Origin of the sequence: Bradyrhizobium sp. SBR1B, assembly GCF_014198205.1 — a bacterium.
In the GTDB taxonomy this organism is placed as follows: domain Bacteria; phylum Pseudomonadota; class Alphaproteobacteria; order Rhizobiales; family Xanthobacteraceae; genus Bradyrhizobium.
In genome coordinates, this window is record NZ_JACIHC010000006.1 from 303,808 (window position 1) to 317,840 (window position 14,033).

The 14,033-nt window shown below is 65.7% G+C and carries 12 protein-coding genes; 3 read left to right on the forward strand and 9 right to left on the reverse strand.

What is annotated here, in order from left to right; translation table 11 throughout:
* Nucleotides 1-32: 32 nt before the first annotated feature.
* From GGD61_RS18600 to GGD61_RS18630, 7 genes are all read right to left on the reverse strand, one after another.
* Nucleotides 33-3,221, reverse strand: coding sequence for an efflux RND transporter permease subunit (locus GGD61_RS18600; protein WP_092256556.1), 3,189 nt, complete (start codon nucleotides 3,219-3,221; stop codon nucleotides 33-35).
* Complete coding sequence (locus tag GGD61_RS18605) at nucleotides 3,218-4,639, reverse strand: efflux RND transporter periplasmic adaptor subunit (RefSeq protein WP_092256560.1); 1,422 nt, start codon at nucleotides 4,637-4,639, stop codon at nucleotides 3,218-3,220. Before GGD61_RS18605 ends, GGD61_RS18600 begins: the two co-directional genes overlap by 4 nt.
* Nucleotides 4,640-4,718: 79 nt before the next feature.
* Nucleotides 4,719-5,111 carry a FixH family protein gene (locus tag GGD61_RS18610; RefSeq protein WP_183230985.1) on the reverse strand — a complete coding sequence of 131 codons (393 nt, stop codon included), beginning with the start codon at nucleotides 5,109-5,111 and terminating at the stop codon, nucleotides 4,719-4,721.
* A gap of 101 nt (nucleotides 5,112-5,212) precedes the next feature.
* Entirely contained in the window at nucleotides 5,213-5,578 is a 366-nt protein-coding gene (locus GGD61_RS18615; protein WP_092256567.1) for a hypothetical protein, read from the reverse strand.
* Between the two features lie 132 nt (nucleotides 5,579-5,710).
* Nucleotides 5,711-6,688, reverse strand: coding sequence for a tripartite tricarboxylate transporter substrate binding protein (locus tag GGD61_RS18620; RefSeq protein ID WP_183230986.1), 978 nt, complete (start codon nucleotides 6,686-6,688; stop codon nucleotides 5,711-5,713).
* Nucleotides 6,689-6,759: 71 nt separating this feature from the next.
* On the reverse strand, nucleotides 6,760-7,665 hold the full coding sequence (locus GGD61_RS18625) for a VOC family protein (protein ID WP_092256573.1): 906 nt from the start codon (nucleotides 7,663-7,665) through the stop codon (nucleotides 6,760-6,762).
* Between the two features lie 16 nt (nucleotides 7,666-7,681).
* A complete protein-coding gene (locus GGD61_RS18630; RefSeq protein ID WP_092256576.1) occupies nucleotides 7,682-8,674 on the reverse strand; it encodes a zinc-dependent alcohol dehydrogenase family protein in 993 nt (330 codons plus the stop codon).
* Nucleotides 8,675-8,787: 113 nt separating this feature from the next.
* Between GGD61_RS18630 and GGD61_RS18635 the strand changes: the two genes are divergently transcribed.
* The 3 genes from GGD61_RS18635 to GGD61_RS18645 all read left to right on the forward strand — a co-directional run bounded on the left by GGD61_RS18635 (nucleotide 8,788) and on the right by GGD61_RS18645 (nucleotide 11,034).
* The gene (locus tag GGD61_RS18635) at nucleotides 8,788-9,489 is read left to right on the forward strand and encodes a GntR family transcriptional regulator (RefSeq protein WP_092256579.1); all 702 of its coding nucleotides are present in this window, start codon (nucleotides 8,788-8,790) and stop codon (nucleotides 9,487-9,489) included.
* 92 nt (nucleotides 9,490-9,581) lie between these two features.
* A complete protein-coding gene (locus tag GGD61_RS18640; protein WP_183230987.1) occupies nucleotides 9,582-10,445 on the forward strand; it encodes a fumarylacetoacetate hydrolase family protein in 864 nt (287 codons plus the stop codon).
* Between the two features lie 7 nt (nucleotides 10,446-10,452).
* A complete protein-coding gene (locus tag GGD61_RS18645; protein ID WP_092256585.1) occupies nucleotides 10,453-11,034 on the forward strand; it encodes an amino acid synthesis family protein in 582 nt (193 codons plus the stop codon).
* Between the two features lie 18 nt (nucleotides 11,035-11,052).
* On the opposite strand, the gene GGD61_RS18650 is transcribed toward GGD61_RS18645, so the two are convergent.
* Both GGD61_RS18650 and GGD61_RS18655 read right to left on the reverse strand, forming a co-directional pair.
* Nucleotides 11,053-12,945, reverse strand: coding sequence for a TRAP transporter large permease subunit (locus GGD61_RS18650; protein WP_092256588.1), 1,893 nt, complete (start codon nucleotides 12,943-12,945; stop codon nucleotides 11,053-11,055).
* On the reverse strand, nucleotides 12,942-13,967 hold the full coding sequence (locus GGD61_RS18655; protein WP_092256592.1) for a TRAP transporter substrate-binding protein: 1,026 nt from the start codon (nucleotides 13,965-13,967) through the stop codon (nucleotides 12,942-12,944). Before GGD61_RS18655 ends, GGD61_RS18650 begins: the two co-directional genes overlap by 4 nt.
* Between the last annotated feature and the right edge of the window lie 66 nt (nucleotides 13,968-14,033).

Consider the following 14,033-nt stretch of genomic DNA (forward strand, 5'->3'; position numbering starts at 1 on the left):
AAGCCCGGGAAGCCGGACGGCGTCTCGCGATCCTATTCGGCCGCTTGCGGAGGGCGCATGCCGTTCTCCATTTCAACGGCATGTTCGTCGACGAGCGCCGGTTGCTCGCCATCAGGCAGCCCCCGCCCCTTCACCAGCCCGAAAATCGCCGGGATCACGATCAGCGTCAGCAGTGTCGAGGAGATCATCCCGCCGATCATCGGCAGCGCGATGCGCTGCATGATCTCCGATCCGGCGCCGGTGCTCCACATGATCGGCAGCAGGCCCGCCATGATGGCGACCACCGTCATCATCTTGGGCCGGACGCGCTCGACCGCGCCCACCATGATGGCGTCATGGAGATCGCGCCGAGTGAAGACCCCGCCCTCGGCCTCGCGCCTCGCCTTCATCTCGGCCAGCGCGTGATCGAGGTAGATCAGCATCACGACGCCGGTCTCGGCGGCAACGCCGGCGAGCGCGATGAAGCCGACGGCGACCGCGACGGACAGATTGAAGCCGAACCACCACATCATCCAGATGCCGCCGACCAGCGCGAACGGCAGCGACAGCATCACGATCAGCGTCTCGGTCAGCGCCCTGAAATTCAGGTACAGCAACAGGAAGATGATCGTCAGCGTCACGGGCACGACGATCTTCAGGCGCGCTGCGGCGCGCTGGAGATATTCGTACTGGCCGCTCCAGACGACATAGGTGCCGGCGGGAAACTGGATGCTCTCCGTCACCGCGCGTTGCGCGTCCGCGACGTAGCTGCCGATGTCGCGGTCGCGGATGTCGACATAGATGTAGGTCGCCAGCTGGCCGTTCTCGGTGCGGATCGAGGTCGGACCGCGCGCCGGTTCGACCTTCGCCACCTCGCCGAGCGGCACGGCGCCGCCCGCCGGCATCGGCACCAGGATATCGCCAGCGATCGCCTTGGGATTGTCGCGCAGGTCACGCGGATAGCGCATGTTGACCGTGAACCGCTGCCGGCCCTCCACCGTCGTCGTGACCGTCTGGCCGCCGAGCGCGGCCGCGATGGTGTCCTGCACGTCCTGGATCAGGATGCCGTAGCGGGCGAGCGCCTCGCGGTCCGGGACGATCTCGAGATAGTAGCCGCCGATGCCGCGCTCGGCGTAGGCAGACGAGGTCCCCGGGACGGTCTTGATCACCCGCTCGACCTGCCGCGCCAGCCGGTCGATCTCGACGAGGTCGGTGCCCATGACCTTGACGCCGACAGGCGTGCGGATGCCGGTGGAGAGCATGTCGATGCGCGCCTTGATCGGCATGGTCCAGGCGTTGGAGACACCGGGAAACTGCAGCGCCTTGTCCATCTCCGCAATCAGACTGTCGACGGTGACGCCGGAGCGCCACTGCTCCTTCGGCTTCAGATTGACCACCGTCTCGAACATTTCGGTCGGGGCCGGATCGGTCGCGGTCGCCGCCCGTCCGGCCTTGCCGTAGACGGAGGCGACTTCGGGGAACGACTTGATGATGCGATCCTGCGTCTGCATTAGTTCGGCCGCCTTTGTGACGGAGATGCCGGGCAGCGTCGTCGGCATGTAGAGCAGCGTGCCCTCGTTCAGCGCCGGCATGAACTCGGTGCCGAGCTGGCGGGCCGGCCAGATCGTGACGGCAAGGACTGCGACCGAGACCAGGATCACCAGCGTCCTGGCGCGAAGCACGCCCTTGATCACGGGCCGGTAGATCCAGATCAGGAACCGATTGATGACATTTTTGCTCTCCGGCACGATCCGGCCGCGAACGAAGATCACCATCAGCGCCGGCACAAACGTCACGGACAAGAGGGCCGCGGCCGCCATCGAGAACGTCTTGGTGAACGCCAGCGGGCTGAACAGCCGTCCCTCCTGCGATTCCAGCGTGAAGATCGGCATGAACGACACGGTGATGATCAGCAGGCTGAAGAATAGCGCGGGGCCGACCTCCGCGGCGGCATCGATCAGGACCTGCACGCGCGATTGGCCGGGCCCGGCGCGCTCGAGGTGCTTGTGGGCGTTCTCGATCATGACGATCGCGGCGTCGACCATGGCGCCGATCGCGATTGCGATGCCACCGAGACTCATGATGTTGGAGCCGAGACCGAGCAGCTTCATGGCACCGAACGCCATCAGCACGCCGACCGGCAGCATCAGGATCGCGACCAGCGCGCTACGGACGTGCAGCAGGAACACGATGCAGACCAGCGCGACGACGACGCTCTCCTCGAACAGCGTGTGCTTGAGCGTGTCGATGGCCGCGTAGATCAGGTTGGAGCGATCGTAGACCGGCACAATCTCGACCGATTTCGGCAGGCTGCTCGCGATCTCCTTGAAGCGCTTCTTGACGTTCTCGATGACGTCGAGCGCGTTGACACCGAAACGCTGCAGCACGATGCCGCTGGCGACCTCGCCCTCGCCGTTCAGCTCGGTGATGCCCCGCCGCTCGTCCGGCCCGAGCTCGACGTGGGCGACGTCGCGGAGCAGCACCGGCGTTCCGCCGGAGGTCTTCAGCACGATATTGCCGAGATCGTTGATGCTCTTGATATAGCCCTTGCCGCGGATGACGTATTCGAACTCGGCGAGCTCGACGGTGCGCCCGCCGACGTCGGCGTTGCTGGCGCGGATCGCCTCACGAATTTTCTGCATGCTGATGCCGCGGTCGCGCATCCGCTGCGGGTCGAGCACCACATTGTACTGCTTGACGAAGCCGCCGATGCTGGCGACCTCGGCGACACCTTCGGCCTTGGCCAGCGCGAATTTCAGATTCCAGTCCTGGATGGTGCGGGTATCCGCCAGGTTCAATTCCTTCGACAGGACCGCATATTGGTAGACCCAGCCGACGCCGGTGGCGTCGGGGCCGATGGTCGGGGTGACGCCGGCGGGCAGTCGCGACGAGGCGCCGTTGAGGAATTCAAGCACGCGCGAGCGCGCCCAATAGATGTCGGTGCCGTCCTCGAAGATCACGTAGACGAACGAGGCTCCGAAGAAGGAGAAGCCGCGCACGACCTTCGATTTCGGCACGGTCAGCATCGCCGTGGTCAGGGGATAGGTGACCTGGTCCTCGATCACCTGCGGCGCCTGGCCGGGATATTCGGTGTAGACGATGACCTGGGTGTCGGAGAGATCCGGGATTGCATCGAGCGGCAGGTGGATCAGCGCATAGAGGCCGGCGGCGGCCGCAAAGCCGGTGCCGAACAGCACCAGCAGCAAATTGCGCGCCGACCAGGCGATGATGCGGGCGATCATTTGTGCTCTCCCGTCGCATGGCCCGCATCGGACGGCTGAGGCGCTCCCTCCGCAAACCCCTTGAGCGCGGCCTTCAGATTGCTTTCCGCATCGATCAGGAAGGTGGCGGATGTGACCACCGCCTCGCCATCGGCAAGTCCGTCGCGGACCTCGATGTAGCCGCCGCCGCGCCGGCCGAGCTTCACCTCGCGCGGCTCGAAGCGCCCTTCGCCCTTGTCGACGAGGACGGCCTGCCGCGTGCCGGTGTCGAGCACCGAACTATCCTGGATCGCCAGCACGGGCGCGCTATCGGCCGTGTCGATCTCGGCATCGACATACATGTCCGGCAGCAGCGCCGCATCGGGATTGGCGAGCTCGATCCGGACGCGAACCGTCCTGGTGTCGCGGTTCACCTGCGGATAGACCACGGCGATCTTGCCGCTGAAGATACGGCCGGGAAAGCTGCGCGCGCGCACCGCCACGGACTGCCCTACCGCGATGTTGCCGAGATCGCGCTCGGCGACGTCGGCCAACGCCCAGACCTGCGAGATATCGGCGATCCTGAACAGCACGTCGCCGGGATTGGCGCGCATGCCGTCGATCGCGCTGCGCTCGAGCACGATGCCGTCGCGCGGCGCCGACCAATGCACGGTGAGGGGCGCAACGCGCGTCCGCTCCATCTCGGCGATGACCTGTTCGGGTACGTCGAGATTGACCAGCCGTTGCCGCGAGCCGCGGCCGTACAGCTCGACGCCGCCCACCGTCTTCGAGGTGATGGTCGCGAGATATTCCGCCGCGGCGGACGCCACCGCCGAACTGTAGATCTCCATCAGCGGCTGGCCCGCCTTCACCCGCGTGCCGGTGGTGACGTCGGCGACTTTCTGCACGAAGCTTTCGGCACGCATCGCGATGACAGAGACGCGGCGCTCGTCGAGCTGGATCGTGCCGGGCGCCCTCACCGCGACGCGGATCGCGCGCCGCCGGACGGGCTCGGACTTGACGCCGGTGCGCTGGATCTTGCCCGGCGACAGCTTCACCGTGCCATCGTCGACCTCGTCGCCTTCGTAGACGGGGACGTAGTTCATTCCCATCGGGTCCTTCTTCGGCACCGGCGAGGTGTCGGGCAGGCCCATGGGATTGCGGTAGTAGAGGATTTTTCGCGAGGAAGCCGCCTGCGGTGGTTTTGGTGCCGCCGCATTCGCCTGACCGTCCTCATAGACCGGCAGATAATCCCGGCCACGGTCGTCCTGCTTCGGACCAGCGGACCAGAGCGGCGCGCCGCTGGGATCGCGGTAGTAGAGCGGGGTCCGGTCCGCCTGGGCCGGAGCCGGGGTCGCCTCGGCATGAACGGACCAGTGGCCGTCGTTCGAGAACCAGTACGCACCCAAAACCAGGCCGCCGCCCAGCGCGAGTGTTGTCAGGAGACGCAGCGTCTTCATGGTGTGCCTTCGCGCGGCGTGCGCGCATCCATGTGAATGGGACAGAGGAGTTCGGACGCCGCGCGCGGCGTCCGCACGCTCACTTGGTCGCCGTGACGATCACCTTACCGGTGACGGTCTCGGACTCGCCCTGGACCTTGGCCGACAGCGTCACCTGGTAGCGGCCGGCCATCGGCAGGTCCGTCCGGAAGGCGTAGACGCCCGGTTCTTTCGACGGCAGCGGCGCTACCGCCGATTCCATCTCGGCCATCCCGTCCGGGGCCATGTCGACGCGGGTCTTGAAGATGACGGCGTCCGCCACCGGCTTGCCGGTCTGCTTGTTGGTCAGGCGAACCGAGAGCGTAACGTCGTCGCCCTTCTCCATTTGCGTGGTGACGGCCTCGAAGGCGTAGTCGCCGGCGCCCGCCATCGCCGCGGAGGCGGCAAGCGAAAGGGTGGCGGCGAGCGCCGCGGTGGTGAATTTGGAAAGCATTGTCCTGTCCTCATGATCTGATCTTTCGCCGCGGCGCATGGCGCGCACGCGTCAGTCGTCGTCGCGCGCAAACGTGCTGCGCGCGTTCGGCTGTTGCGAGATCAGATTCGAGGAGGTCGGAAGGGAGGACTGCTGCTGCGGACGGAGATGACCTGATCCTCAGGGAGGGCGATCGTGCTCACCGCTACGGCGAAATGCCCGAAGACGACGGGCCTGATGGCATCGAGCGCGATGGTGCCGCCGACGCAGCAGAAGCCCATCCCGCATTTGTAACCGCCGGTCTGGGACGGCGTCCCCTTCATGTCGGGGCAGCAATCGTCCATCGCCATGTCGCCGGCCGCGCTCATGTGCATGGTCGCCTGCATGTCGTCCGACGACATGGCAAGCCCGGATGCGGACGCGCCAACGGGCAGCATCGCCAGGGATATGGCGATTGCGAATGCCAGGATGGTACGAACGAGGCGCATCTTTATCGAGTTACCTTATCAAGGTCGCAGCGCAACTCTCGTAGCATATCCCAGTGCCGGTGGCGCTTGTTGATCCGGATCAAGCATTCGTGAGCAGGGGCCGGCCGGTACCGGCCCTGCCGCCGGCCCGGCTCAGATCTTCGGGATCTTCGCCCGCTCCACCACGCCGGTCCATTTGGCGATCTCGGTCCCGATCAGCTTCTTCATCTCCTCCGGCGAGCTGCCGCGGACCTCGCCGCCGACGGCCGTCTCCAGACGCTGCCTGAGCTCGGGATCCCCGAGCGCCTCCAGAGTCGCGGCATTGAGCGCGGCGATGATGGCAGGCGGCGTTCCCTTGGGCGCCAGCAGGCCGGCCCAGGTGCGCACGTCGTAGCCCTTGATGCCGGCTTCCTGCACGGTCGGAACATCAGGCAACAGCGCGGTGCGCGTCGGCGAAGTCACGGCCAAGCCACGGATCGCGCCGCTCTGGATCTGCGGGGCCAGCAGCACGGGCGTGCCGACGATGACGGGAACGTCGCCACCGAGCAGCGCGGTGACGGATTGGGAATCGCCGCGATACGGCACGTGCACGATCTCGATGCCGGCGGTTGCGTTGAGCAATTCGCCGGCAAGATGATGCGTGCTGCCGAAACCAACCGATCCGAAGCTCAGCGAACTCGGCTTTGCCTTGGCCATAGCAATGAGTTCACTCAGCGATTTTGCGGGGTAATCGTTGCGCACGGCGATGACGAGCGCGTAGTAGACCAGCGTCGAGATCATCTCGAAGCTTTCGGCCGGCTGGTAGGCGAGGCTCTTGTAGGTCGCCGCGGAAATCGCGTGCGCGCCGGTGACGAGGCCGAGCGTATAACCGTCGGGCGCCGCCTTTGCGATCGCGTCCGCCGCGATGTTGCCGCCGGCACCCGGCTTGGCCTCGACGATGATGGGCTGCCCGAGCTTCTTCGACAGCCCGTCGGCAATGATGCGCGAGAGCGTGTCGGCCGCGCCGCCGGCGGCAAAGCCATGCAGCAGGCGGATCGGGCGCGACGGATAATTGTCCGCCGATGCCGGGATGGTCGCGAGACAACCACCAAGCAGAAAAATGGCCGCAGCAATCCGCTTCATCCGACGCATGGATGCATCCTCCCTTTGATTGTTATGTCGTTGGCCGCGCGTGCGGCGATCTTCCGTTAGAACTCAATCCGCTAGCGCGCGAACTCCGTGCATTCAGGCGATGGCGGCATGCCCCAGACGTCGCGCGGCAGCCCGACCCAGACCTTCGGCCGCTGCGGACGATCGCGATGCCAGGGACGCGGCTCGAAATAGCCGAGCTCCTCGTCCACCATCCGATCGAGGTCATGAAACAGCTCGACCAGATGACCATCGGGATTGCGGTGATAGATCGCCGTGTTGTGGCCCGGGCCGTGACGCACCGGCCCCCAGAGCACCGGGAGCTTGTGACGCGCGAGATGGTCGCAGGCCCGATGCATGTGCTCGGGACCCCGCAGCTCGAACGCGAAATGATGCAGACCGCGGTCAGGCGCGAGCGCGAAATTCAACGTGTGATGCTCGAAGCCGCTGCGCATGAACACGAAGCGATCCTCGATCCAGTCGGAGACCCGCAGCCCCATTACGTTCGCGTAGAACTCCGAAGCGGCTTTGGGATCGGGCGTACGGAGCGCGACGTGGCCGAGCTTGGCGACAGCGAGCCCGCCGATCCGATCCTGGGCGGGCGTCGGCGTCCAGCCCTGGATCAACTCGAAACGTGTGCCTTCGGGATCGCTAAACGACAGCAGCCGGGACACACCAGGCAAGGGATCGCTCCGAAGCTCGGGTCGCAAGTCCGCCTGCTTGAGCGCGGCGCCCAGCGCCTCGATCTGGACCTCCGGGGAGATCTCGAAGGCGATGCTGCTCAGCGCGGCATCGCCGGGCTCGATCACGAGCGAGAGCTGCTCGGAATCGCTGGCGAGGAAAATGCGGTTGCCATCGCGGGCCACGAGGCCAAGTCCAATCACGCCGCGATAATAGTCGAGCAGCCGCTCTGGATCGGGCGAGGTGAAGGTCGCGTGCCGCAGCCGGGTGAAACGTGCAATGGGTGCTTGTGTGCTCATCGTGCGGTTCACCCCCTCATGGAATCATGATGATCTTGCCGAGCGCGGAGCCCTGCTCGAGCAGCGTATGGGCCTTCCTGACCTCGTCGAGCTTCAGTACCGCCGAGATCGCCGGCTTGATCGCATTGCGGCTCAAGGCCTCGATCACGCTGCGCATCAGGGCACGGCGTCCGTCACGATCGTGGTCGTAGATGTGGAAGGAGAAGCAGCGTATCGCCGGACAGATGTCGAGGTGATCGCGCATCGCCGCCATCAGATTCTCTTCCGGCAATCCGGCGAAGGCGTTGTAGGACAATAGCGTGCCCCATTTGCCGAGCGCGCCGAGATAGGAGGTGAACTCGGGACCGCAGACGTGATCGAGCACGAGGCCGACGCCCTCGCCATCCGTCAGTTCGCGGGTGCGCGCCACGACATCCTCGCTTCGATAGAAGATGACATGATCGGCGCCGTTCGCCCTGGTGAATGCAGCCTTCTCTTCTGTCGAGACCGTGCCGATGACGGTCATCCCGGCAAGCTTGGCCAGCTGCACCAGCGCGGTGCCGACGCCGCCGGCCGCGCCAATCACCAGCGCGCTTGCGGGCGCGCGCGGATGGCGGCACTCGTGCAGCAGTGCGTAAGCGACCTGATAGTTCGACAGGCACACGGCCGCCTGCAGCTCGACATGATCGGGCAGCGCGTGCACGGCATCCGCGGGCGCGACCACGTAATCGGCGTAGCAGCCGCCGCGCTGGGACAAATCGCGGGCGCTGAGCAGCACCTTCTGGCCGAGGGCAAGTCCCTCGACGCCGGACCCGAGCGCAGAAATGCGCCCCGCAACATCGTTGCCGGGATTGGCCGGCAACGGCGGCATCCATTTGTAGACGCCGCGCCGGATCAGCACGTCGGGTTGACCGACCCCGAACGCCTCGGCCCGGATCTGCACCTGGCCGGCTCCGGGCACAGGCACCGGAAGCTCGACCACCTCGAGTGCATCCGGCCCACCCGGCTGACGCACCAGCACCGCCCTCATGACTTCACGTGCTCCCTAGACCATATTTTCGAAAATCATACCGTTTACGAAAATTATTGCAAGATGCTCGTTAGCGCGGCATGTTGAGGCATCGATTTCAGCGACAGATCCTCATGCCCGAGAGCGCCATCCGCCCCCGCAAGGAATTCGGCAAGACCATCGCCGCCGACATCACGCATCGGCTGCGCGAGGAGATCATTGCCTGCGCCCTTCCGCCCGGCGAGCCGCTGCGCTTCGACGTGCTGCGCGAGCGGTTCGGCGCAAGCTTCACCACGCTGCGCGAGGCGCTGACCGCGCTCGCCGCCGAAGGCCTGGTCGACGCCCAGGAGCAGCGCGGCTTTCGCGTCGCGCCGGTCAGCCGCCAGGATCTGGTGGAGGTCACCGATGCGCGGGTGCTGATCGAGGTGGAATTGATCCGCCGCTCGATCGAGCGGGGCGATGACGACTGGGAAATCGCGGTGATCTCCACCCTGCACCGCTTGAAGCGGATCGAGCAGCGCGATCCCGAGCATCCCCTGCGCGATCCCGAGTGGAAGATCGCGCATCGCCAGTTCCATCAGGCCCTCGTCTCCGCCTGCGGCTCGGCGACGCTGCTCGCCATTCGCGCCGAGCTGTTCGATCGTGCCGAACGCTACCGGCATCTCTCCGCCAATTTCAGGCCGCGCCCGCGCGATAAGGCCGGCGAGCACCAGGCCATCATGCAGGCCGCCATCTCGCGCAACGCGGATCTCGCCGTGCAGCTGATCGAAGCGCATATCCGCTCGACCTCCGACAACGTCGCCAAATACGCCGGCCATCTGCTCGACGCCGAATAGGCGACCTGCATTTTCACGTGGCGGGCTTGCGCACGGCCTCATTTTCGAAAATAATACACCCTATCGAAAATAGGAACCCTTGGGGCGAAACCATGAAGCTGCTGTCGTTCTTGGACGGAAATCGGGAAAGCTGGGGCGCCGTTGTCGAAAACCGCGTGGTGGATCTGGGCCGCGCCCTGCCTCAGTACCCGACGCTTGCGGATTTTCTCGGCAGCGATGACTACGCCAAGCGCGAAGCGATCGTCGCCGGGCACAAGCCGACGCTGGCGCTGAGCGACGTCAAATACCTGCCAGTGATTCCGCGGCCCGAGAAGATCGTCTGCGCCGTGCGCAACTATCTCGACCACCACAACGAAGCCGTGGCGTTCGGCATGAAGCGCGAGATCACGGAATTCCCGCCGATCTTCCTGCGGGTCTGGCGGTCCCAGGTTGCGCACAACGCGCCGGTGATCAGGCCGAAGGTCTCGAACAATTTCGACTGGGAGGGCGAGCTCGCCGTCGTCATCGGCAAGGGCGGCCGTCACATCAGCCAGGCCGATGCCTGGAATCACGTCGCGGGCTATTCGATCTACAATGACGTCAGCGTGCGCGACTGGCAGCGCCACGCCCAGCAGATCGCCTCCGGCAAGAACTTCGTCGGCACAGGCCCGTTCGGACCGTGGCTGGTCACGCCGGACGAGGTCGGCGATCCCACCAAGCTGAAGCTCGAGACGCGCGTCAACGGCGCGACCGTGCAGTCCTCCGACACCTCGATGCTGATCTTCTCGATCCCGCGGCTGATCGAATATTGCTCGACCATTTTCGATCTCGTCCCCGGCGACGTCATCGCGACCGGCACGCCGGCCGGCGTCGGCTTCACCCGCAAGCCGCCGATCTTCCTCAAGCCAGGTGATGTGGTCGAGGTCGAGATCGAGAACATCGGCGTGCTCAGCAATCCCGTCGTGGACGAGGCCTAGCTTCAGCATGTCGTCCTACGATATTCGCAAGACCGCGCTCGGCGTCGAGACCATCTGGCATGAGCGCGGGCCCCGGCTGGACAAGCCGCTGCTGGTCGGAACCGCCATTGCGGTGATCCGCAATCCCTTCGCCGGCCGCTATGAGCCGGACCTGATGCCGTTCCAGGCGTCCTTGCGTCAGCTCGGGCGCGAGCTTGCGAGCGCGCTGATCGCACAGCTCGGCGGCGCCGAGCGCATCGAAGCCTATGGCAAAGGCATCATCGTCGGCGAGGACGGCGAGCTCGAGCAAGGCGCCGTCTGGCATGAAGCCGGCGGCCATGGCATGCGCGAGGTACTGGGACAACCGAAGGCGATCGTGCCGGCGGCGAAGACCATCGGCGGTCCCGGCACCCGCCTGATGGTGCCGCTCGGCCACATCCATGCCGCCTATGTCCGCAGCCATTTCGGCACCGCGGAGATGACGCTGTGGGATGCGCCGCGGCGCGACGAGATCGCCTTCGGCCTCGTGATGGCGACCGGCGGCCGCCCCCACGCGCGCATCGGCGGCCTCAAGGCATCCGAGATCTCCGTGCATGACGGGCAGCGCTGAGCGCCGCCCGTCTCCGCGTCACAGGAAGCCGGTTGAGATCCACGGAATTGCCGCGACGATCAGCGTGCCGATCAGCAGGGCGACGATATAGCCGACGATCGGCCTGATACCCTCATCGGGACTGATGCGGCTGATGGCGCAGGCCGCGTAATAGCCGACGCCGAATGGCGGGGCGAACAGGCCGATGCCCATCGCGAGCACGACGACCATCGCGTAGTGCACTTCGTGCACGCCGACCTGGCGGGCGATCGGAAACAATAGCGGCCCGAACAGGACGATGGCGGGGATGCCTTCCAGCACGCTGCCCAGAATGACGAAGGCGAGGATGGTCACGCCGAGAAAGACAGGCGTTCCGCCCGGCAGAGCCGTCATGAACTTTGCAAGCGAGGCCGAGAAGCCCGATTGGGTCAGAGCCCACGCCATCCCTGTCGCAGCGCCGATGATCAGCAGGATCGCGCCTGACAGTGACGCCGTCTCCACCAACATTGGATAAAGCCGGCGCCAGGAGAACTGACGATAGATCAGAAGCCCGGTGAGAACCGAGTAGACGATGCCGATGGTCGAAACTTCGGTCGCGGTGGCGACGCCCTCGACCACCGCGGCGCGGATGACGAAGGGCAGCGCCATTGCCGGAATGGCAATGACGAAGGCGCGGCCGATCTCCCTCCCCGTCGCCCGCTTCACATGCGACAGGTCCTCGCCCCGGTATCGCCACCAGACCACGGCGCAGAGACCGACGGCGAGCACGATGCCGGGCAGCAGCCCCCCGGTGAACAGCGCCGCAATCGACACTCCCGTCACCGAGCCGATGGTGATCAGCACGAGCGACGGCGGAATGGTCTCGGTCTGGGCCCCGGTCGCCGCGAGCAGCGCGACGAGATCACCGGGCCTGGCGCCGCGCTTGGTCATCTCCGGAAACAGCACCGGCGCCACGGCGGCCATGTCGGCCGCCTTCGAGCCGGAGATGCCCGACACCAGGTACATCGCGCCGACCAGCACATAATGCAGGCCGCCGCGCACGTGGCCGAGCAGGCTGGCGAGAAAGCCGACCATGGCCCGCGCCATGCCGGTCATCTCGATCAGCAGGCCGAGGAACACGAAGAGCGGCACAGCCAGCAGGATCAGATGGCTCATGCCTTCGTCCATGCGCCCGATGATGACCACATCGGGCGTATTCGTCGTCAGCGCCAGATAGCCGACGGTAGCAAGACCGAAGGCAAAGGCGATCGGCACCGCCGCCAGCACCATGGCGCCGACGATGACCACGAAGAAGATCAGCAGGTTGAGATTGCCCAGCGGTTTCAACACCGGCGCGATGAGAACGAGCGCGGTGATGATGCCTGCGACGAGCACCGCGGCCGCGAGCAGGCTGCGCAGGCTCGAGATGCGGGCGAGCCGCAGGACCGCCGCGACCAGCATCAATCCGATGCCGACGGGTAACGCGGCAGCCCGCCAACTGTTGACGATTTCGAGCGCCGGCGTCGTGACGAACACCTCGTCGGCCGCGAACTCGTAGGCGGGATGGATCACCAACAACAGGAACGCCAGCGATGCCGCGGCGGCAACGACGTCCAGGAAGGCACGTGCGCCGGGACGGAGCATGCCAATGATGGCCGTCATCCGCATGTGCTCACCGCGCTGGAACGCGATCACCGATCCCAGCATGGCGAGCCACAGGAACAGGATGCCGGCGAGCTCATCGGCCCAGATGATCGGAGCGTGAAAGACATATCGCCCGACGATGCCGGCCGACAAAACGACGATCTCGGCGAGCACCAGGAGTGCCGCCGGGATCGCAACCACATGACCAAGCACCCTGTTGGCCGCGACGGCCCAGCGGTGCACACCGGATTGAGGCACTGCGACCGCGGCGCCCTGATCGATCCCAGGCATATGGTTGATCGCGGTCATGACAGCTTGCCCGCCGCTTTCTCGAGCTGAGCCCAGGCCTCATCGCCGAACTTGGCCTTCCAGTCGGCGTAAAAGCTGGTCTTCGCCAGGGCCTGGCGGAACGCGCCGCGGTCGACGTCGATGAACTGCATGCCCTTGGCGGTCAGATCGGCGCGCAAGGACTCGCTGAGCTTGGCAACGTCGGCACGCTCGTCCTTGGCGGAGCGATCCAGCTCGCGCGTGACGATCCCCTGCACATCCTTCGGCAGCTTTTCGAAAGCGCGCTTGTTGCCGAGGATCCAGTAATTGTCCCAGACATGCCCGGTCAGGGAGCAGGTCTTCTGCACCTCGTAGAGCCGGGCCGTTGCGATGATCGGCAGCGGATTTTCCTGACCGTCGACCACCTTGGTCTGGAGCGCGGAGTAGACCTCGTTGAAATTGATCGGCGCGGGGCCTGCCCCGAGCGCCTGGAACAACGACGTCAGATTGGGAGCGGCCGGCACGCGCAGCTTGAAATTCTTGAGATCGTCCGGCGTCCTGATCTCGCGGCCGGACGACGTGACGTGGCGGAAGCCGTTGTCCCAGGGGCTCGACACCGCCATGATCGGCGTCCGCGCGATCTGCGCGCGGATATAGGCGCCGAGCTCGCCATCCATCGCCTTCCAGACCGCGTCATAGTTCGTGAAGAGAAAGCCGAGGTTGACGATGCCTGCAGCCGGCACCAGCGTCGCAAGGATCAGCGAGGACAGGTTGAAGAACTCGACGCCGCCGTTGCGGACCTGCGTCAACAGGTCGGTATCCGACCCGAGTTGGTTGGCCGGAAACAGGTTGATCTCGAGCCGGCCGCTCGTCGCCTCGCGAATGCGGTCGGCCGCTTCCTTGGCGCGGATGTTGACGGGATGCGTCGGATCCTGCCCCGTCGCGAGCTTGTAGGTGAATTCCGCGGCCGAGGCCGGGCGGGTGAGAATGGCACATAGCGGCACCGCGGCGCCGGCCATGAGCAACTTGCGGCGGCTCAGGGTTATCGGCTTGCGCAAGGTCATCGTTTCCTCCTGTCGAGCGTGGATTGGTTGATCTAAAGGCGGCTCTTCACCGCCCGTGTTGCTGCT